Here is a 19,676-nt window from a genome sequence, read left to right on the forward strand (position 1 = left end):
CGGGTCTGCTCCGTTCCGTTATGGGCCTTGCCCATAACACGGAAGCGCCCGGCCTGCCCGACACGCTGGGGTGAGGCGTCTGTGAGGTCCGCCGTGAGATGATATGCCGCAGCCCGCTTGCTCATGCGCCACAGGCCCCGAATTTCCACGCCGAACGGCCGCCGAACTGCGAGAAATAGCCCTCGCCGCCCAGTCCCGGCCCGCCCTTGTCTTGGCAATAGGCGGCATAGACGGCGCGTGCAGCAGCCTCGTCCTTCGTCGTCGTGGGCTTGCTGTCGGCACGGGTGACGAGCAGCAGCGTCAGCGGCCCCCCGGCAATGCCCTCGACCGTTTCGCCGGTGCTGACCCGCATCTTCGCCTCGCCCGCCTCGATGACGGTGCCGCCGGTCACGCCGCTGCCGGTCGTGGTCGGCTCGCAGGCTGCCAGCGCGATGACGGCAAGAGCCGCCGCGGCATATGCGCGCCCGGCGATCAATTCACCGCATCCGAAAGATCAAGCGAACACCACGAGGGGAAAACCCACTCGTTGCTGTCGCCCGGACGATCAATGGCAACGAAGCGCGGGTTGCCCCGCGCCGAGGCCGAGATCAGGCTGCTCAGCCTGCTGCAATCGGCAATCGCAACCCGTTCGGCCTCGGCCCGGTCGGCTTGCGTGAAAGGCGTCGCCTGCCTGCTGACGGCGATGTCATGGGCCTCGTCCCAGATCGCCGGCTCAACGTCGATCACGTCATCCGGCAGATCGACCGGTCGTGGCACACGAGGCGCCCGCACCTGACGGAACTCGACCAGATAGGTTGCGCCCTCGACGGTGATCCGATGCGGGGCAATCATCCCCTCATAGGCCGCACGGCGGACCTCATAGGGCACGGACACCTCGCCGCCCGGCACCGGCACAACCGGCGCCGCCACGTCCTGCGCTGCGTCGCATCCGGCCAGAGACAGCATGGCCAATCCGATCAGAATGGAACCGCGCATCATGCCACCGCCCCGCTGCAGCCGCGCGTGCGGTAAAGCCGCGCCTGTTCCAGCCAGGACCAGCCAAAGGCGTGATCGCTGTCGCCATGTTCGCGCAGGTGATCCAGCCGCTCCAGCGCCTCGTCCAGCGTCGGCTGATGCCCGGCGGGCACCCACCACATCACGAAATGCATCTGGCCCAGCAATTCGAACCACTCGGCCCGGCGTTCGTAGAATTGCCGGTGCACCGTCTGCCAGACGAATTTTTCGAGGCTTTCGACATCCTCCCAGACCGTCAGATTCGAGACATATTGCGGATCGCCACCGATCTTGGCCTCGGTATTGCCGGTCCCCGGCTCGCCCGAGCCCTCCATCATCCAGACGAAGCCCGGCATCCGCTTGCCCATGCCGTTGATCCGGTCGAGCGCGTTCATGAAGTCGGCCACGCGCGGATCGTCGGTGGGGGCGACAAGGCGGCCCACGTTCAGCTCGGCAAGGTGCAGGGCCTCGGTCATGCCGCCTCTCCGCATTGCCGGGTTTTCCACAGATCCGCATTGCGCAGGCCGGACCAGCCGAAGGCTTCGGGGGTGTCGCCCTGCGCCGCGAGCTGGCTGAGGCGCTGCATCGCCTCGGCAATCGTCGGGCGGTGTCCGACCGGCACCCACCACATCACCAGACGCGGGGTGTCTACGGCGTCATACCACTCGGCCTTGCGGTCATAGAACTGCTTGTGAACGGTGTTCCAGACGAACCGTTCAAGGCTGGCGCCATCCTGCCAGACCGACAGGGTCGAGGCTGTGCGGGGATTGCCGCCAAGGGCACCGTCCGGATCGCGCTGCGCCGCGTCCATCTCGTCTTCACTCAGCATCCAGACAAAGCCGGGGCTGCGTTGGGCGATGCCGTTCACCCGGTCGAGGCCATCGACGAAATCCTTGACCCGGGGATCGGCCCAATCATGCTTGAGCACCCCCAGGTTGAATTCCGCCAGATGATGCCCGACCGGCTGCATCCGTTTACTCCGCCGCCATGGCGCCCATGCGCCCGGTGCGTTTGGCCTTGATGCGGTCCTCGATCTCCTCGCGGAAGTTGCGGATCAACCCCTGAATGGGCCAGGCAGCCGCGTCGCCAAGGGCGCAGATGGTGTGGCCTTCGACCTGCTTGGTCACATCCAGCAGCATGTCGATTTCCTCGACCTCGGCCTCGCCGCGCACCAGGCGGTCCATGACCCGCATCATCCAGCCGGTGCCTTCGCGGCAGGGCGTGCACTGGCCGCAGCTTTCATGCTTGAAGAAGGCCGAGAGCCGCCAGATCGCCTTGATGATGTCGGTCTGCTGATCCATCACGATCATGCAGGCGGTGCCGAAGCTGGATTTCAGCTCGCGCATCCCGTCATAGTCCATGATGGCGTTTTCGCACTGTTCCGCCGTCAGCACCGGGCAGGAGGCACCACCGGGGATCACCGCCTTGAGGTTCTTCCAGCCGCCGCGCACGCCGCCGCCATGCTTCTCGATCAATTCCTTCATCGGGATCGACATGGCCTCTTCGACCACGCAGGGCGCGTTGATATGGCCGGTCAGACCGAAAAGCTTGACGCCCGCATTGTTCGGGCGGCCAAAGCTTGCGAACCATTCAGGGCCACGGCGCAGGATGGTCGGCACCACGGCGATGGATTCGACGTTGTTCACCGTGGTCGGGCAGCCATAGAGGCCCGCCCCCGCCGGGAAGGGCGGCTTCATCCGGGGCATCCCCTTGCGGCCTTCGAGGCTTTCCAGAAGCGCGGTTTCCTCGCCGCAGATATAGGCGCCGGCGCCGTGATGCAGGTAGAGATCGAAATCCCAGCCCGAGCCGGCGGCGTTGCGGCCCAGGAGGCCCGCGTCATAGCATTCGTCGATGGCGGCCTGCAGCGCCTCTTTCTCGCGGATGAACTCGCCGCGGATGTAGATATAGCAGGCATGCGCGCCCATGGCGAAGCTGGCGATCAGCGCGCCTTCAATCAGCGTGTGCGGATCGTGGCGCATGATCTCGCGGTCCTTGCAGGTCGCGGGCTCCGATTCGTCCGCATTGATGACCAGATAGGACGGGCGGCCGTCGCTGCTTTCCTTCGGCATGAAGGACCATTTGAGGCCGGTCGGAAAACCCGCCCCCCCGCGCCCGCGCAGGCCCGAGGCCTTGACCTCTTCGACGATCTTGTCGCGGCCGCGGCCGATGATCTCGGCCGTGCCATCCCAGCAGCCGCGCTTCTTCGCGCCGGCAAGGCTGCGATCACCCATCCCGTAGAGGTTGGTAAAGATACGGTCCTGGTCTTTCAGCATTCTCGTCCGTTCCTTGTCTTGGCGCCTTCAGCCATTCCTGCGGCGCCAGATACGCCAGGTTACCAGCAGCGACCAGACGAAAGCGCCGATCGCCGCAAGGTCGACCAGAAACACCCAGCGGGGCTCCCAGCCATATTGTTTCGCCGCCCATTGCAGGACGATCCATCCGACCATGGCGACCGCGATCACCACGGCGGCCAGCCGCAGCTGGGCCGCGTCCCGGGGATCGTCGCGCCCGGCCATCAATACACGTCGCCCTTCTTCACGCGCGACGCGAATTCGGTCGAGCCGCCTTCGGCCAGCGTCCTGGCCTGCGCGATCCAGTCATCGCTGCGGATGCGCCCGCCCATGCTGCCGATCTTCTCGGCAAATTCGTCGATCTCGGCCTCGCCCCATGCCGCAATCTGCGCGAACTGGGTGATGCCGTTCTCGTGCAGCAATTGCTCAAGCTTCGGCCCGACGCCCTTGATCTGCTTCAGGTCGTCAGGCTTGGCCTTTGCGGATTTCGCCGCCGGCTTGGCATCCTTCTTCGCCACCGGCTTTTCAACGGCCTTGGGTTCGGCCTTCTTCTGGGCCTTCGGTTCCGCCGGCTTTTCGGAGGCGGGTTTCGGGGCCGGTTTGGGGGCCGGTGCAGGCGCAGGCTCGGCCTTGGCCTCGGTCACGGCCGCCGGGGCGGAAGCGGCCGGAGCCGGTGCGGGTTTCGGCGCAGGGGCCGGAGCCGGTGCCGCAGTAGTGGCGACAGGCGCGGCGCCTTGCAGCGGCATGATGGTCGAGCTGGGATTGGCGCGGGTCAGGCCGTGATGGCGGTCATCCTCGGCCGAGCCGCTGCCGCGGCACAAGGCCCAGACCAGCAACAGGCCCATCAGGACGGCGGCAATGAGGCCGAGGAACAGGCCGCCAAAGGCCGGGGTGGAACCGATGAAAGAGGCGAAAATCCACACCAGCAGGCCAACCACGCCAGCGGCGATCCAGCAGTTTCGCGTGCACTCGTTCTGTTGCATGTCGTCCTTCCCTGTCCTGTCGGCCTTCGGGCCGTTCCGCGTTTATCCTTAGTCGTAGATACCATCCTTTTCGGCACGGCGCGAAAATTCCGTCTCGCCGCCTTTGGCCAGCAGATCGGCCTGTTTGACCCATTCATCGCGGCTGGCGCGACCGTGGAAGCCCTCGAGGTTGCTATCGACCCAGGCCAGCTCGTCGGCGGTCCATGCCGCGATCTGGTCGAAATGCCAGAAGCCGAGGCTGTTCAGCAGCGCCTCGAGCTTCGGCCCGACGCCCTTGATCAGCTTCAGGTCATCCGCCTTGCCGTCGCGCGCGCCCTCGAGACCCGCCGGACGGGTGCCTTCGGATGCGACGGGCGCCGGTGCCACAGCAGGCGCCGCAGCCTTAGCCGGCTTCTCGGCGGGCTGTTCCGCCGGTTTCGCGGCGTCGGGCGCGGTCGTCTGGTTCGCCCCCTGCTTCCATTTGGTCAGGATCGGCACTTCGGTACCGTCGATGCGTTTGATCGTGTCGCCCACGCGCAGCGCCTCGGCGACCGAGGCATTGCGCTCGGACCCGCCCTTGGCCTCGACGAGGCTGGTCAGCCCCGTCACCGGCTCGGACGAGAAGCGGCCGGTCTGCGAGCCGGGCACCGGCACCGAGCCATCGGCCAGGCCGTCGATCAGCGCCGACAGCTTCTCGGCGGTCAGGTCCTCATAGAAATCCTTGCCGATCTGGATCATCGGCGCATTGGCGCAGGCGCCAAGGCACTCGACCTCTTCCCACGAGAAGCGGCCATCAGCCGAGATGCCATGCGCCTCGGGCGATATCTTCTCGCGGCAGACACGGATCAGGTCCTCGGCCCCGCAGATCATGCAGGTCGTGGTGCCGCAAATCTGGATATGCGCAACTTTACCAACCGGTTGCAGCTGGAACATGAAGTAGAATGTCGCCACCTCGAGCACCCGGATATAGGGCATGTCCAGCAGGTTGCCGACATATTCGATGGCCGGCCGGCTAAGCCAGCCTTCCTGCTCCTGCGCCCGCCACAGGATCGGGATGACCGCCGAGGCCTGACGGCCCTCGGGGTACTTGGTCATCTGCGCCCGGGCCCAGTCCAGATTGGCCGGGGTGAATTCGAAGCTGGCGGGTTGTTCTTTTGAAAGGCGGCGAAGCATGAGATCCTCAGTTCATCGCAATGAGCGACAGGAACGCGCAGAACAGGGCCGCGCCTCCAACGATCAGGTGAAGCCAGAACGGATGATCCGCCCGGCGGTAAATGAAAGCGTCTCCGAATCCGATGACCGAGACGGCCAGCAACACGCCGAACAGCACGCGCGGCGCGCCGATCCAGGCGGTGATCAGCGCCAGCACGGTCATCCCGGCATAGCGCACCAGCATGGCCTGCGGCAGCATCTCGGGCCGGTGCTGGATCAGCGCCAGCCCGGTCTGCTTGTTCAGCGCCAGCAGCACGGTGATCCCGGCCAGGATGATGACCAGACCCCAGGCGATGTAGTTCAGGAAGGCATCGATCATCGGCGCCCCCTATTTCCGCGATGCCGGCGTCTTGCGACCCGCCGGCTTGCGGACGGGTTCGCTGCCGATGGCGGCGATGGCCGCCGTGACGGCCAACGTCGCGGTGGCCAGCAGCATCAGCACCGCGCCCTTCATCACCGGTCGACCTCGCCGAACACGATGTCCATCGTCCCGATCAGGGCGCAGACATCGGCCAGCATATGGCCCTTGGCCATGTAATCCATCGCCTGAAGATGCAGGAAGCCGGGGGCGCGGATCTTGCTGCGATAGGGCTTGTTGGTGCCGTCGCTGACCAGGTAGACGCCGAATTCGCCCTTGGGCGCCTCGACCGCCGCATAGACCTCGCCTGCCGGAACCTTGAAACCCTCGGTATAGAGTTTGAAGTGGTGGATCAGGCTTTCCATGTTGGTCTTCATCTCGGCGCGCTTGGGCGGTGTCAGCTTGCCGCGGGCCAGCACATCGCCCTGCCCCGCCGGCTCGCGCAGCTTGGCCACGGCCTGCTTCATGATGCTGACCGACTGGCGCATCTCTTCCATGCGGATCAGGTAGCGATCATAGCAGTCGCCGCTTTTGCCGACCGGCACCTGGAAGGCGAACTCGTCATAGCATTCATAGGGCTGGCTGCGCCGCAGGTCCCAGGCCAGGCCCGACCCGCGCGCCATCACGCCCGAGAAGCCCCAGTCCAGCACGTCCTGCTCGCTGATGATGCCGATATCGACCATGCGCTGCTTGAAGATCCGGTTCTCGGTCAGCAGCACGTCCAGATCGTCCACGACCTTCAGGAACGGGTCGCACCAGGCCTCGATATCGTCGATCAGCTCGGGCGGCAGGTCCTGGTGGACGCCGCCGGGCCGGAAGTAGGCCGAGTGCAGACGCGCGCCGCAGGCGCGTTCGTAGAAGACCATCAGCTTCTCGCGCTCTTCAAAGGCCCAGAGCGGCGGGGTCAGCGCGCCCACGTCCAGCGCGCCGGTGGTGATGTTCAGCAGGTGGTTCAGGATTCGGCCGATTTCGCTGTAAAGCACCCGGATCAGGCTGGCGCGGCGCGGCACGGTGGTGCCGGTCAGCCGCTCGATCGCCAGACACCAGGCGTGCTCCTGATTCATCGGCGCCACATAGTCGAGCCGGTCGAAATAGGGCAGGTTCTGCAGATAGGTGCGGCTTTCCATCAGCTTCTCGGTGCCGCGATGCAGCAGCCCGATATGCGGATCGGCGCGTTCGACGATCTCGCCGTCCAGCTCCAGCACCATGCGCAGCACGCCGTGGGCGGCGGGGTGCTGGGGACCGAAGTTGATGTTGAAGTTGCGGATGCGCTGCTCGCCGGTCAGCATGTCCCGGCTGCCGTCGTCATACTGGTTGATGCGGATATCGCCGTCCATCATTTCGCGGCCCCCTTCTCATCGCCGGGCAACACGTATTTCGCACCCTCCCAGGGCGAGAGGAAATCATACTGGCGGTATTCCTGAACCAGCTTCACCGGCTCATAGACCACGCGCTTCTCGACCTCGTCATAGCGGACCTCGACATAGCCGGTGGTCGGGAAGTCCTTGCGCAGCGGATGGCCGCGGAAGCCGTAATCGGTCAGGATGCGGCGCAGGTCGGGATGGCCCGAGAACATGATGCCGAACATGTCGAAGACCTCGCGCTCGAACCAGTTGGCGCAGGGGAAGATGCCGATCAGCGAGGGCACCAGCTCGTCCTCGCGGACATTGGCCTTCAGCCGGATACGCTGGTTGCGATACATCGACAGCAGGTGCCAGACCATGTCGAAACGCTGGCCGCGCGCCGGGTGATCGACGGCGGTGATGTCGACCAGCGTCGAAAAGCGGCAATTGGTGTCGGTGCGCAGGAACTCGACCAGATCGACGATGCCGGCGACGGTGGTGGTGACCGTCAGCTCGCCAAAGGCAACTTCGGTTTCGACGACCGCATTGGGGCGGCGCATCGTGATGTGCTCGGCCAGTTCGGCGAGCGCGTCCAGATCGGGATAGGCCATCGTTACCTCACCAGCGTGCCGGTGCGCCGGATACGGCGCTGAAGTTGCAGGATGCCGTAAAGCAGCGCCTCGGCGGTCGGCGGGCAGCCCGGGACATAGATGTCGACCGGCACCACGCGATCGCAGCCGCGCACCACGGAATAGCTGTAATGGTAATAGCCACCGCCATTGGCGCAGCTGCCCATGCTGATGACATAGCGCGGCTCGGGCATCTGGTCATAGACCTTGCGCAAAGCCGGGGCCATCTTGTTGGTCAGGGTGCCGGCGACGATCATCAGGTCGGACTGGCGCGGAGAGGCGCGCGGCGCGGTGCCGAAGCGTTCGACGTCATAGCGCGGCATCGACATCTGGATCATCTCGACGGCGCAGCAGGCCAGGCCGAAGGTCATCCAGTGCAGGCTGCCGTTGCGGGCCCAGTTGATAATGTCCTCGGTCGAGGTCAGCAGGAAACCCTTGTCCTGCAGCTCGCGGTTCAGTTCCGCCGTGGCAACGTCGCGGTCGGGGCCGGCCGTATTGGTTCCGATCATCACGCCCATTCCAGCGCCCCTTTCTTCCATTCATAGGCAAAGCCAACCGTCAGCACGCCGAGGAAGACCATCATCGACCAGAAGGCCACCGTCGACAGCCCGCCGAAAGCCACCGCCCAGGGGAAGAGGAAGGCCACTTCGAGGTCGAAGATGATGAACAGGATCGACACCAGATAGAAGCGCACGTCGAATTTCATCCGCGCGTCGTCGAAGGCGTTAAAGCCGCATTCATAGGCGCTGACCTTTTCCGGGTCGGGATTGCGGACGGCGATCAGCGCGGCGGCGAGGATCAGGATGATCGCCAGGGCGCTGGCCATGCCGGCAAAGACGAGAATCGGCAGATATTCCTGCAGCAGATATTCCACGGGATTTGTCCCCTGTTTTGCCGCGGGGACTGTGGCTGCCCGCGACGGGTTGGCTTAGCCCGGTTTAGACCCGGTGAAAGGCGGGGTCAACGGGCGGTGGCGCGGCGTTTTCGACCCGTCCGGCACGGCTGATAGCGCCAAAACAGCCCCGACGGAAGCCCGCTCCGATCTTCGGGAAGCGGCGCGGCCGGGTCCGCTATTCCACCGTGATTTCTGTCCGCTCGCCCGCCGTGACCGTCGCCGTCGCCTCTTTCGGCGGCAGATCGCCGGCATAGGTGACGCGGATCAGGTAGTCGCCCAGATGCAGCGTGTCCTGGTAGGCCTCGCCATAGCCGCCGCCGAAGCTGTCGCGATCGCCGTTGATCTTGGCCTTGGCCGCCAGCAGATCGATCCGGTCCGCCCCCGGTGCGGCGATGGCCAGCACCCCGGCATTCAAGAGGATCGGCGCCTCGACCGTCTGGCCCGCCGCCACCGTCACCGGCTGCGAGGCGGCGCGAGCCTGCCCGAGACTGACCTCGACGATCATCTCGCCCGCCGGCACGTCGACCGTGCCCTGACCATAGCCGCCCTGCACCGGCTCGCCCCCCGATGCCGGTCGGATATCGAAGCGCATCCCCGAATCCTCGACGGGCGGCCCACCCTCGGCATAGAGAACGACCGGGGTGATCCAGCCCGAGCCGATCACCAGCTCATGCTCAAGCGTCTGTCCGGCCACCACGGTCAGCGTGGCCTCGGCCCGCGCCGCGCCCATGCTGCCGGTCAGTCGCACGGTGCCGGCAGGAACGAGCTGGTCATAGCTCGTATAGCCGCCGCTGGTCCAATCGCCGTTCACCAGATCGAGCCGCGCGCCTTCCAGCAATTCGGTCGCGCCGGGGGTCGAGGTGATACGGATCTTCACCGGCGCGGCGTCCCAATCGATATGCAAATCGGTTTGTTCACTCTCAGCGATGGCGAAGGGCATCTGGCGCTGGATGTCATTGGCGCTGGCAACCAGAACATAATCGCCGGGATCGAGCGCCATCCCGAAGCTCGCGGCATAACCACCCTCGACCGGCGCGCCCAGCCCGTCCTGCGCCTCGGGCGCGGCGTGGAAGACATCCCACCGCACCCGGCTGTCCTCGCCGGGCAACGCGTCGCAGGCCTCGCAGAGTGCCGAAGTGACCTGCAGGTTCATCGCCGGCGGGGCCGGCTCGGGTTCGGGTTGAGGTTCCGGCACTGGTTCAGGTTCCGGCGCCGCCACCACCGTCTCGCGCAGCGCCTCGGCCAGTGCACCGGCATCGCTGGCCTGCAGGTAGCGGCCGCCGGTCGCCTCGGCCAGACAGGCCACCTGCGCCCCCACCTCGGCGGTCAGGCCAAAGCCCACCACATGGGCGGTGAAATCGACGCCGGATGTCTCCAGTTTGGCAGCCAGCGCGCAGGGATCGGCCTCGCAGGTCTCGAGCCCATCGGTGACGAGAATCACCGTGGCCTTGTCCTCGGTGGACTGCAGCGCTTCGGCTGCCTGCCGCACCGCATCGGTCAGCGGCGTCTTGCCAAGCGGGTTCAGCCGATTGGCGGCCTCGGCAATGGCCGGCCCGTTGCCGGCAGCAGGCGGCACCACCAGCTCGATATCTGCGCAATCTCCCTTGCTGCGATGGCCATAGGCGATGAGGCCAAGCTCCCGTTCCGGCGGCAGCGTTCCCAGCACACCGGCCAGCGTCTCGCGGGCAATCTCGATCTTGGAACGCCCGTCAATCTGGCCCCACATCGAGCCCGAGGCATCCAGCACGATGATGGCGCGATCCTGCGCAAGTGCGGGTGCGGCCAGCAGGAACAGGGCAGTCAGGGCGGCGGCAAGGCGCATGGCGGGAACCCCTTGGGTTTGCAAGGGAAATAGTGCCACGCGCGGTACGATTCGGGCAAAGGAAAAGGCGGATTCATCCAAGCGCAGCGGAGGGCAAGCGCCGGCCCGTGGGTGGGCGCAGGACCAAATCGCCGGGCGCTTTATGGCGCCAGGCCCCTCGCCTCTCTGAACTCGGGACCAGCGGCACCAAAGCGCCTACCCGCCGGGACGGGCAGGCGCTGGCCCGGCGGCACTGCGTGCCTTGTTCCGGGACGGGGTCGCGACCTCACTCCAGCTCGATCAGCAGGTCCTTGGCGTCGATCCCCTGTCCGGCGCTGACATGGACGGCCTTGACCACGCCGTCGCGCTCGGCGGACAGGCCGGTTTCCATCTTCATCGCCTCGATGGTCAGAAGCAGATCGCCCTGCTTCACCGCCTGCCCCGCCGTGATCGCGACCGAGGCGACGACGCCCGGCATCGGCGCGCCGATATGCGAGGGGTTGGCCGGGTCGGCCTTGGGGCGGGCGACGGTCTCGGCCTTCACCAGACGGTTCGGCACGCGGATGTTGCGCGGCTGGCCGTTCAGCTCGAAGAAGACCTTCACCTCGCCCTTCTCGTCCGTCTCGCTCAGCGCCTGCAACCGGATCTCGAGGATCTTGCCCGGATCGATCTCGGCGGTGATCTCTTCGCCCGGCTCCATGCCATAGAAGAAGGTGCGCGTCGGCAGGGTGCGGACCGGGCCATAGACCCGGTGACGGCCCATGTAATCCATGAACACCTTGGGATACATCAGGTAGCCGTTCAGGTCCTCGTCATCGACCTCCTTGCCCTCCAACTCGTCGCGGACGCGGGCGCGGGTCTGTTCCAAGTCGACGGGCGGCAGATGCGCGCCGGGGCGGTCGGTAATCGGGGCCTCGCCCTTCAGCACCTTCTTCTGCAGCGCCTCGGGCCAGCCGCCCGGCGGCTGCCCCAGATTGCCGCGCAGCATGTCGACCACGCTGTCGGGGAAGGCCACGTCCTTCTGCGGGTCCATGACATCCGCAGGCGTCAGGTTCTGCGCCACCATCATCAGCGCCATGTCGCCCACGACCTTGGACGAGGGCGTGACCTTGACGATATCGCCGAACATCTGGTTCACGTCGGCATAGGTCTGCGCCACTTCGTGCCAGCGATCCTCCAGCCCCATGCTGCGCGCCTGCGCCTTGAGGTTGGTGAACTGGCCGCCCGGCATCTCGTGCAGATAGACCTCGGAGGCCGGTGCCTGCAGACCGGATTCGAAGGCGGCGTAATTCTCGCGCACGCGTTCCCAGTAATTGCTGATCTCGCGGATGGCGGCGATGTCGAGGCCGGTATCGCGCGGCGTGCGCGCCAGCGCCTCGACCACGGACCCCAGCGTCGGCTGGCTGGTATTGCCGGACAGCGCATCCATGGCGCAATCGACCGCATCCACCCCGGCTTCGGCAGCGGCAAGGATGGCCGCACCGCCCATGCCCGAGGTGTCATGGGTATGGAAATGGATCGGAAGGCCAACCTCTTCCTTCAGCGTGCGCACCAGTTTCGCGGCGGCGGTGGGCTTCAACAGCCCCGCCATGTCCTTCAGGCCCAGCACATGCGCCCCGGCCTCGCGCAGCGATTTCGCCGTCTCGACGTAGTATTTCAGATCATACTTGGCGCGGTCGGGATCGTTGATATCGCCGGTATAGCAGACCGTGCCCTCGCAGATTTTTCCGCTCTCGACCACGGCATCCATGGCCACGCGCATGTTCTCGACCCAGTTCAGGCTGTCGAAGACGCGGAACACGTCGATCCCGGTCGTCGCCGCCTGCTTCACGAAGGCCTGCACCACGTTGTCGGGATAGTTGGTGTAGCCCACGCCATTGCTGGCGCGCAGCAGCATCTGGGTCATCAGGTTGGGCATCGCCTTGCGGATGTCGCGCAACCGCTGCCACGGGCATTCCTGCAGGAATCGATAGGCCACATCGAAGGTCGCCCCGCCCCAACATTCGACGCTGAAAAGCTGCGGCAGGTTCGCGGCATAGCTGGGCGCCACACGGATCATGTCGATCGAGCGCATCCGCGTCGCCAGAAGCGACTGGTGCCCGTCGCGCATGGCGGTGTCGGTGATCAGCAGGCGCTGCTGCGCGGCCATCCAGTCGGCCACCGCCTGCGCGCCCTTCTCCTCCAGCAGCTGCCGGGTGCCGGGTGCCGGATCGGCCTTTGCGGCGGGCGGCACGGGGATGCGCGCCTCGGCCGGGGGCAGCGGGCGGCCCGCCGTCTCGGGATGACCGTTGACCGAGATATCGGCGATATAGGTCAGGATCTTGGTCGCCCGGTCGCGGCGCTTGCGGAAGGTGAACAGGTCCTGCGTCGTGTCGATGAACTTTGTGGTATAGCTGTCATCGAGGAAGGTCGGATGCTTCAAGAGGTTGATGACGAACTCGATATTCGTCGCGACCCCGCGCACGCGGAATTCGCGCAAGGCCCGGTCCATCCGCGCGATGGCCTTTTCCGGCGTCTGTGCATGGGCAGTCACCTTGACCAGCAGCGAATCGTAGAAGCGGGTGATGACGCCGCCCGAATAGGCGGTGCCGCCATCCAGCCGGATGCCATTGCCGGTGGCGCTGCGATAGGCTGTGATACGGCCATAGTCCGGGATGAAATTGTTCAGCGGATCTTCGGTCGTCACCCGGCATTGCAGCGCATGGCCGTTCAGCCGCACCTCGTCCTGCGAGGGAACGCCGGTGGCCTCGGCCAGCGTGGCACCTTCGGCGATCATGATCTGGGATTGCACGATATCGATGCCGGTAACTTCCTCAGTCACCGTATGCTCGACCTGGACGCGCGGGTTCACCTCGATGAAGTAGAACTGCTGGCTGTCCATATCCATCAGGAATTCGACCGTGCCGGCGTTCTGATAGCCGACGGCGCGGCCGATCTTCAGCGCCAGCTCGCAGACCTCGGCCCGCTGTTCGGCGGTCAGATAGGGCGCGGGCGCGCGCTCGACGACCTTCTGGTTGCGGCGCTGGACGGTGCAGTCGCGTTCATAGAGGTGATAGAGTCCGCCATGGGTATCGCCCAGCAGCTGCACCTCGACATGGCGCGCGCGCAGGATCATCTTTTCCAGATAGCCCTCGCCATTGCCAAAGGCCGCCTCGGCCTCGCGCCGGCCCTCGCGGACCTTCTCGACCAGTTCCTCGGGGCCGTTGATCGGGCGCATCCCGCGACCGCCGCCGCCCCAGCTGGCCTTCAGCATCAGCGGATAGCCGATCTCGGCGGCCTCGGCCTTGATGGCGTCGAAATCATCGCCCAGCACCTCGGTCGCCGGGATCACCGGCACACCGGCGGCAATGGCCACGCGCCGGGCGCTGGCCTTGTCGCCAAGGGCGCGCATGGTCTCGGATTTGGGACCGATGAAGGTGATGCCGGCCTTGGCGCACGCATCGACGAAATCGGGGTTCTCGGACAGAAGGCCATAGCCCGGATGGATCGCGTCGGCGCCGCTTTCCTTTGCGACCCGGATGATCTCGGGGATGGAAAGGTAGGCCGCGACCGGGCCCAGCCCCTCACCGATGCGGTAAGCCTCGTCCGCCTTGAAGCGGTGCAGGCCCAGCTTGTCCTCTTCGGCGAAGACGGCGACGGTCTTCTTGCCCAGCTCGTTCGCGGCGCGCATCACGCGGATGGCGATCTCGCCACGGTTGGCGACAAGGATCTTGTTGAACATGCCGGTCCCCCTTCTGAAGTTCGCGGCATCCTAGCGATGCTGCAACGCAGCGCAAGCTTTCACCGGGCATCCGCGACGGATAATCGCAACGCAGATACCCGCCGACGGCAGTGCGGCGCAAGAAAAGAAAACCGTGTGGTTCGGCGGCGGAAGATTGTTTCCCAACGCTCGCAAAGGCCCGTCGCCGGCTAGTTCGCCGCCCCGTTCACATGCTGCGAGTCGAGGGCGCGCGCATCCACGCCGTCGAGGCAGTTGACATTCACCGCCACCATCTTCGCGCCGTCCTTCTCGCCGAAGGCAAAGGGCTGGATGCCGCAGACCGGGCAGAAGCGATGCGAGATCGCCTCTCTGTTGAAGCGGTATTCGGTGGTCGCCCCGTCGCTGGTCAGCTTGAAATCACCCGCCGGGGTGAAGGTCAGGACCGAGCCCAGCCTGCGACAGCGCGAGCAGTTGCAGGTGACCGTGCGGTCAAGATCCAGATCGGCCTCAAACGCCACCGCGCCGCATTGGCAGCTGCCGGAATAGTGCTGTTTCGCCATTGTCGTTCCTCCTGTTGGGCAGAGGCTGCCCGGTTCAGTGAACCGGGTCAACGCCTCCCGAGCACGCCAGCCACCCTGCGGCGGCGCGCTGCCCGCGCTTGATACCGGGCGCGTTCTCGCCGCAATTGATCTTTTGTTCTTGCTATGTTCCGCGTTTCATGTTGCCTTTTGGTCCGGGGTGACTATGTGATGCGCTTGGTCGATTGGGGCACGCCTATGGAACAGAAGTTCATCGAAGTGCGCGGCGCGCGCGAGCACAACCTGAAGGGCGTGGATATGGACATTCCGCGCGATCAGCTGGTGGTCATTACCGGCCTGTCGGGTTCGGGCAAGTCCAGCCTCGCCTTTGACACGGTCTATGCCGAGGGTCAGCGCCGCTATGTCGAAAGCCTGTCGGCCTATGCGCGGCAGTTCCTCGACATGATGGGCAAGCCGGATGTGGACCATATCAGCGGTCTTTCCCCGGCCATTTCCATCGAGCAGAAGACGACGTCCAAGAACCCCCGCTCGACCGTCGGCACCGTCACCGAGATCTATGACTACCTGCGGCTGCTCTTCGCCCGCGCCGGCACACCCTATTCGCCCGCAACTGGCCTGCCGATCGAGGCGCAGCAGGTGCAGGACATGGTCGACCGGATCATGGGGATGGAGGAAGGCAGCCGGGCCTATCTGCTCGCCCCGATCGTCCGCGACCGCAAGGGCGAGTATAAGAAAGAGTTCCTCGAACTCAGGAAGCAGGGCTTCCAGCGGGTGAAGGTCGATGGCCAGTTCTATGAATTGGACGAGCCGCCGGTGCTGGACAAGAAATTCCGCCATGACATCGACGTTGTCGTTGACCGCATCGTCGTGCGCGAGGGGTTGGAGACGCGGCTGGCCGACAGTCTGCGCACCGCGCTGGATCTGGCCGACGGCATCGCCGTGCTGGAAACCGCGCCGACCGAAGGCGATCCCGAGCGCATCACCTTCAGCGAGAATTTCGCCTGCCCGGTCTCGGGCTTCACCATCCCCGAGATCGAGCCCCGGCTGTTCTCGTTCAACGCCCCTTTCGGTGCCTGCCCGGTCTGTGACGGCCTGGGCGTCGAGCTGTTCTTTGACGAGCGACTGATCGTGCCCGACAGTGCCCTGTCGGTCGCCAAGGGTGCCATCGCACCCTGGGCCAAGTCGAAATCGGCCTATCTGACCCAGACCATCAACGCACTGGCCAGTCATTACGGCTTTGACAAGAAGACCGCCTGGAAGGACCTGCCCGAGACGGCGCAGAAGATGTTCCTCTATGGCTCGGGCGAGGAACAGATCAAGTTCCGCTTCGATGATGCCGGCCGCGTCTATGAGGTCACTCGCGTCTTCGAAGGCGTGATCCCGAACATGCAGCGCCGCTTGCGTGAATCCGACAGCGCCTGGGTGCGCGAGGAATTCGAACGCTACCAGAACAACCGCCCCTGCGGCTCGTGCCACGGCTATCGCCTGAAGCCCGAGGCGCTGGCGGTGAAGATCGCCGGCACTCATATCGGCGAGGTGGTGCAGCTGTCGATCCGCGAGGCGCTGGCCTGGGTCGAGGCCGCGCCCGCCAGCCTCAGCAATCAGAAGAACGAGATCGCCCGTGCGATCCTGAAGGAAATTCGCGAACGGCTTGGTTTCCTTGTGAATGTAGGCCTCGACTACCTGACCATGTCGCGCGCCGCCGGCACCCTCTCGGGCGGCGAAAGCCAGCGGATTCGCCTGGCCAGCCAGATCGGCTCGGGCCTGACCGGGGTGCTCTATGTGCTGGACGAACCTTCGATCGGCTTGCACCAGCGCGACAATGACCGGCTGCTCAAAACGCTGATGAACCTGCGCGATCAGGGCAATTCGGTGCTGGTGGTGGAACATGACGAGGATGCGATCCGCCATGCCGATTACGTCTTCGACATGGGCCCCGGCGCGGGCGTGCATGGCGGCACCGTGGTCGCCAAGGGCACGCCCGAGGAGATCGCCGCCGATCCAGCCAGCCTGACCGGGCAATATCTGTCGGGCACACGCGAGATCGCCGTGCCCTCGGAACGCCGCAAGGGCAAGGGCAAGTCCGTGACCGTGGTTGGTGCAACCGGCAACAACCTCAAGGACGTGACCGCCGAATTCCCGCTGGGGAAATTCGTGGCCGTCACCGGCGTCTCGGGCGGCGGCAAGTCGACGCTGACCATCGAGACGCTGTTCAAGACCGCCTCGATGCGCCTCAATGGCGCGCGCCAGACCCCGGCCCCCTGCGAGACGATCAAGGGGCTGGAGCAGTTGGACAAGGTCATCGACATCGACCAGCGCCCGATCGGCCGCACGCCACGCTCGAACCCCGCGACCTATACCGGCGCCTTCACGCCCATCCGCGACTGGTTCGCCGGTCTGCCCGAGGCCAAGGCCCGTGGCTACAAGCCCGGCCGCTTCAGCTTCAACGTCAAGGGTGGGCGTTGCGAGGCCTGTCAGGGTGATGGCGTCATCAAGATCGAGATGCATTTCCTGCCCGATGTCTATGTCACCTGCGAGACCTGCAAGGGCAAGCGCTACAACCGCGAGACGCTTGAAATCCGCTTCAAGGGCAAGAGCATCGCCGATGTTCTTGACATGACGGTTGAGGATGCCCAACAGTTCTTCGCCGCTGTCCCCTCGATCCGTGAAAAGATGGACGCTTTGATGCAGGTCGGGCTTGGCTATGTGAAGGTCGGTCAGCAGGCGACGACGCTGTCAGGCGGCGAGGCGCAGCGGGTGAAGCTGTCGAAGGAACTCAGCCGACGCTCGACCGGCAAGACGCTCTATATCCTCGACGAGCCGACCACCGGCTTGCATTTCGAGGATGTGCGCAAACTGCTCGAGGTGCTGCATCACCTTGTCGACGAGGGCAACACGGTGATCGTGATCGAGCATAATCTCGACGTCATCAAGACCGCCGACTGGATCATCGATATCGGCCCCGAGGGCGGCGATGGCGGCGGGCAGATCGTGGCCACCGGCACGCCCGAAGACGTGGCCGGGATCGAGGCCAGCCACACCGGACGCTATCTCGGCCCTATGCTGCGCCCGGCGCGTGTCAGGCCGCGGATCAAGGCCGCCGAGTGATCGCTGTTGGCTGGCAGAAGGCCGAGGGCGCGCTGGTCGCGCTGGCCGGTCTGGGCATTGCCCTCGCGGTGCAGCCCGGCTGGCCCTGGTGGCTCTGGCCGCTGATCCTGCTTGCGCCCGATCTTGCGATGGTCGGCTACGTGGCCGGGCCGCGCGTGGGTGCGGCGCTGTATAACGCCGCGCATCTCTACGGGCTTGCCCTGCTGCTGGCAGTGCTGGGCGTGGTCTCGGGCCTGCCGATCCTGATTGCCATCGGCGGGCTGTGGCTGGCGCATATCGGCCTCGACCGGGCGCTTGGCTATGGGCTGAAATCACCCGAGGGCTTCCGCCTCACCCATCTTGGCCGGATCGGTCGCGGCGAGGGTTAGCCGCCGGGCTGGTATTGCGCCTTCGGCAGGTTCATCACCATGCAGCCCCGCTCGTCGAACCCGGCCTGCCCGGCATAGCGCGGGCGGTTCGGATCGCTCGGCGGAAGTTCGAAACTGGCGCAAAGCCGCAGATTCTCGTCATCGATCTGCTCGACCACATAGGCCTGCCCGGTTGCCGGGTCCGACAGGCGCGGGGTGGACGGACAGGCGGCGGTGGACTCGACCAGCGGCGACAGCACCCTGCGCTCGCGCGCGAGGCAATCCAGTTGCGCCTGAAGCGACCACAGATCGCTGCGCCGCATGTCGTCGCGCCGTTCCGCCCGGCCCTGCCCCGGCCCGCCGGCGATCAGGAAGCCGCCGACGATCGCCGCCAGCCCGAGTGCGGTGATGGCATGGGTTGCCCAGCCCTTGCTCAGCCCTCTCATTCCATCTCGTCCCTGTAATAGGCCAGCACCAGCCCGCCCATGACCGCGACCAGCAGCGCCTTGGCCAGAAAGCGCGCCGACAGGTCACCGCCGAGAAACACATAGACCACTGTCACCACGTCGCAGAGCAGGGCCAGAAGCGCGATCAGCATGGTGACCGAGGCGACCCATCGCCTGACCAGCGAGTGCTGCCGCCGGGTCTCGTCGGCGGCGTGACGGTTGGCCTGCCGGTTGAGGTAGAGAAACAGCGGCAGGAAGGCGATCAGCGTGGCGATGGGCCAGCGCAGCCAACCGCCATCGCCCGGATAGGTCTCGTAGGGATCGGGCAGCAGATATTCGATGATGCCGAATCCCAGCATGACGATATGCGAGCTGACCACGCCGAGCGCGATGAACAGGAGGCCATAGAGCAGCGCCTCGCGGGCCGAGACATAGGCGCTGGGGCGCGGCACCGGCGGCAGGCCGGGCGCATCGGCCCATTGCGCCAGCGCCGCATCGATCTCGGCCTCGGCCCATCCGGCCCCCTTCAGCGCCTGCACGATCGCCGGTCGGTCAGCACCACCGGCCAGCCCCGCATGGACGAATTCCGACAAGGCCTCGGCTGCCTTCATCACGCCTCCCGATGACGTTCTCTCGCGTCCGGGGAACGATGCCGCAGGGGCAGGCCAAGTCAACCTGCAAAAAATTCGCCGATGGTCGGATTTTCCTCTTGCAGCCCCCCGCGCGCCCTTATAGATGACCCTCCACCGGCGGATGAAAGACCACCGGGACGGAGTGCGGGCGTAGCTCAGGGGTAGAGCATAACCTTGCCAAGGTTAGGGTCGTGAGTTCGAATCTCATCGCCCGCTCCAATTCAAAAAGCCGGCCGCAAGGCCGGCTTTTTTGATTTGCAGCAAGGTGTGGTGGCAGGTTCCGGCCTATGCTGGGACAAGACAGGGAACTCGCCCCGGTCTGGTGACCTTTTACCGATGCGAGCGTGAACCAAACCAAACCGAGGCGAGCGGCAAGTTGCCCACAACCCGTACACTGATCGCAGGACCTACTTGCCACAG

21 protein-coding genes and 1 tRNA gene are annotated in these 19,676 nt (G+C 65.5%); 3 read left to right on the forward strand and 19 right to left on the reverse strand.

Translation table 11 applies throughout. The features are described 5' to 3' along the window. Positions 1-121: 121 nt before the first annotated feature. From Q1A36_RS12265 to Q1A36_RS12345, 17 genes are all read right to left on the reverse strand, one after another. Complete coding sequence (locus Q1A36_RS12265; RefSeq protein WP_299844242.1) at positions 122-475, reverse strand: hypothetical protein; 354 nt, start codon at positions 473-475, stop codon at positions 122-124. Then, entirely contained in the window at positions 472-975 is a 504-nt protein-coding gene (locus tag Q1A36_RS12270) for a hypothetical protein (RefSeq protein ID WP_299844244.1), read from the reverse strand. The genes Q1A36_RS12265 and Q1A36_RS12270 overlap by 4 nt, the downstream gene beginning before the upstream one ends. Continuing rightward, positions 975-1,469, reverse strand: coding sequence for a DUF3291 domain-containing protein (locus Q1A36_RS12275; RefSeq protein WP_299844246.1), 495 nt, complete (start codon positions 1,467-1,469; stop codon positions 975-977). Before Q1A36_RS12275 ends, Q1A36_RS12270 begins: the two co-directional genes overlap by 1 nt. Further along, positions 1,466-1,963, reverse strand: a complete 498-nt coding sequence (locus Q1A36_RS12280) for a DUF3291 domain-containing protein (protein ID WP_299844248.1) — start codon at positions 1,961-1,963, stop codon at positions 1,466-1,468. Before Q1A36_RS12280 ends, Q1A36_RS12275 begins: the two co-directional genes overlap by 4 nt. Before the next feature lie 4 nt (positions 1,964-1,967). After that, positions 1,968-3,266: an NADH-quinone oxidoreductase subunit NuoF gene (nuoF, locus tag Q1A36_RS12285; protein WP_299844250.1), complete on the reverse strand. Its 1,299-nt coding sequence runs from the start codon at positions 3,264-3,266 to the stop codon at positions 1,968-1,970. A 27-nt stretch (positions 3,267-3,293) separates the two neighbouring features. Beyond that, on the reverse strand, positions 3,294-3,509 hold the full coding sequence (locus tag Q1A36_RS12290; protein WP_299844252.1) for a DUF5337 family protein: 216 nt from the start codon (positions 3,507-3,509) through the stop codon (positions 3,294-3,296). Then, positions 3,509-4,267 carry an endonuclease gene (locus Q1A36_RS12295; protein WP_299844254.1) on the reverse strand — a complete coding sequence of 253 codons (759 nt, stop codon included), beginning with the start codon at positions 4,265-4,267 and terminating at the stop codon, positions 3,509-3,511. The genes Q1A36_RS12290 and Q1A36_RS12295 overlap by 1 nt, the downstream gene beginning before the upstream one ends. 48 nt (positions 4,268-4,315) lie before the next feature. Continuing rightward, the gene (gene nuoE / locus Q1A36_RS12300; RefSeq protein WP_299844256.1) at positions 4,316-5,419 is read right to left on the reverse strand and encodes an NADH-quinone oxidoreductase subunit NuoE; all 1,104 of its coding nucleotides are present in this window, start codon (positions 5,417-5,419) and stop codon (positions 4,316-4,318) included. A 7-nt stretch (positions 5,420-5,426) separates the two neighbouring features. Continuing rightward, positions 5,427-5,777 carry a hypothetical protein gene (locus Q1A36_RS12305; RefSeq protein WP_101750831.1) on the reverse strand — a complete coding sequence of 117 codons (351 nt, stop codon included), beginning with the start codon at positions 5,775-5,777 and terminating at the stop codon, positions 5,427-5,429. 9 nt (positions 5,778-5,786) lie between these two features. Further along, complete coding sequence (locus Q1A36_RS12310) at positions 5,787-5,912, reverse strand: hypothetical protein (RefSeq protein WP_269801962.1); 126 nt, start codon at positions 5,910-5,912, stop codon at positions 5,787-5,789. Beyond that, complete coding sequence (locus tag Q1A36_RS12315; protein ID WP_299844259.1) at positions 5,912-7,156, reverse strand: NADH-quinone oxidoreductase subunit D; 1,245 nt, start codon at positions 7,154-7,156, stop codon at positions 5,912-5,914. Before Q1A36_RS12315 ends, Q1A36_RS12310 begins: the two co-directional genes overlap by 1 nt. Beyond that, positions 7,153-7,770 (reverse strand): NADH-quinone oxidoreductase subunit C, encoded by a 618-nt coding sequence (locus Q1A36_RS12320; protein ID WP_299844261.1) that lies wholly within the window; start codon positions 7,768-7,770, stop codon positions 7,153-7,155. Before Q1A36_RS12320 ends, Q1A36_RS12315 begins: the two co-directional genes overlap by 4 nt. A 2-nt stretch (positions 7,771-7,772) precedes the next feature. After that, a complete protein-coding gene (locus Q1A36_RS12325; RefSeq protein WP_198590247.1) occupies positions 7,773-8,306 on the reverse strand; it encodes an NADH-quinone oxidoreductase subunit B in 534 nt (177 codons plus the stop codon). Further along, positions 8,297-8,662 carry an NADH-quinone oxidoreductase subunit A gene (locus tag Q1A36_RS12330; protein WP_101750828.1) on the reverse strand — a complete coding sequence of 122 codons (366 nt, stop codon included), beginning with the start codon at positions 8,660-8,662 and terminating at the stop codon, positions 8,297-8,299. Before Q1A36_RS12330 ends, Q1A36_RS12325 begins: the two co-directional genes overlap by 10 nt. Before the next feature lie 196 nt (positions 8,663-8,858). Continuing rightward, positions 8,859-10,505, reverse strand: coding sequence for a VWA domain-containing protein (locus tag Q1A36_RS12335; protein WP_299844268.1), 1,647 nt, complete (start codon positions 10,503-10,505; stop codon positions 8,859-8,861). 265 nt (positions 10,506-10,770) lie between these two features. Then, the gene (locus Q1A36_RS12340) at positions 10,771-14,205 is read right to left on the reverse strand and encodes a pyruvate carboxylase (RefSeq protein ID WP_299844271.1); all 3,435 of its coding nucleotides are present in this window, start codon (positions 14,203-14,205) and stop codon (positions 10,771-10,773) included. Positions 14,206-14,393: 188 nt separating this feature from the next. Next, positions 14,394-14,744, reverse strand: coding sequence for a GFA family protein (locus tag Q1A36_RS12345; RefSeq protein WP_299844274.1), 351 nt, complete (start codon positions 14,742-14,744; stop codon positions 14,394-14,396). 216 nt (positions 14,745-14,960) lie between these two features. On the opposite strand from Q1A36_RS12345, the gene uvrA reads away from it, so the two are divergent. Both uvrA and Q1A36_RS12355 read left to right on the forward strand, forming a co-directional pair. After that, positions 14,961-17,831 carry an excinuclease ABC subunit UvrA gene (uvrA, locus tag Q1A36_RS12350; protein WP_299844277.1) on the forward strand — a complete coding sequence of 957 codons (2,871 nt, stop codon included), beginning with the start codon at positions 14,961-14,963 and terminating at the stop codon, positions 17,829-17,831. Next, positions 17,828-18,199: a DUF4260 domain-containing protein gene (locus tag Q1A36_RS12355; protein WP_299844280.1), complete on the forward strand. Its 372-nt coding sequence runs from the start codon at positions 17,828-17,830 to the stop codon at positions 18,197-18,199. The genes uvrA and Q1A36_RS12355 overlap by 4 nt, the downstream gene beginning before the upstream one ends. On the opposite strand, the gene Q1A36_RS12360 is transcribed toward Q1A36_RS12355, so the two are convergent. Then, on the reverse strand, positions 18,196-18,624 hold the full coding sequence (locus tag Q1A36_RS12360; RefSeq protein ID WP_299844283.1) for a hypothetical protein: 429 nt from the start codon (positions 18,622-18,624) through the stop codon (positions 18,196-18,198). The two genes, Q1A36_RS12355 and Q1A36_RS12360, sit on opposite strands and share 4 nt — an antisense overlap. Next, positions 18,621-19,235: a DUF5671 domain-containing protein gene (locus tag Q1A36_RS12365; RefSeq protein ID WP_299844286.1), complete on the reverse strand. Its 615-nt coding sequence runs from the start codon at positions 19,233-19,235 to the stop codon at positions 18,621-18,623. The genes Q1A36_RS12360 and Q1A36_RS12365 overlap by 4 nt, the downstream gene beginning before the upstream one ends. Positions 19,236-19,400: 165 nt before the next feature. On the opposite strand from Q1A36_RS12365, the gene Q1A36_RS12370 reads away from it, so the two are divergent. Next, positions 19,401-19,475, forward strand: a tRNA-Gly gene (locus tag Q1A36_RS12370). The last annotated feature ends 201 nt before the right edge of the window (positions 19,476-19,676 follow it).

It is taken from the genome of uncultured Paracoccus sp. (genome assembly GCF_947487305.1).
Lineage (GTDB): Bacteria > Pseudomonadota > Alphaproteobacteria > Rhodobacterales > Rhodobacteraceae > Paracoccus.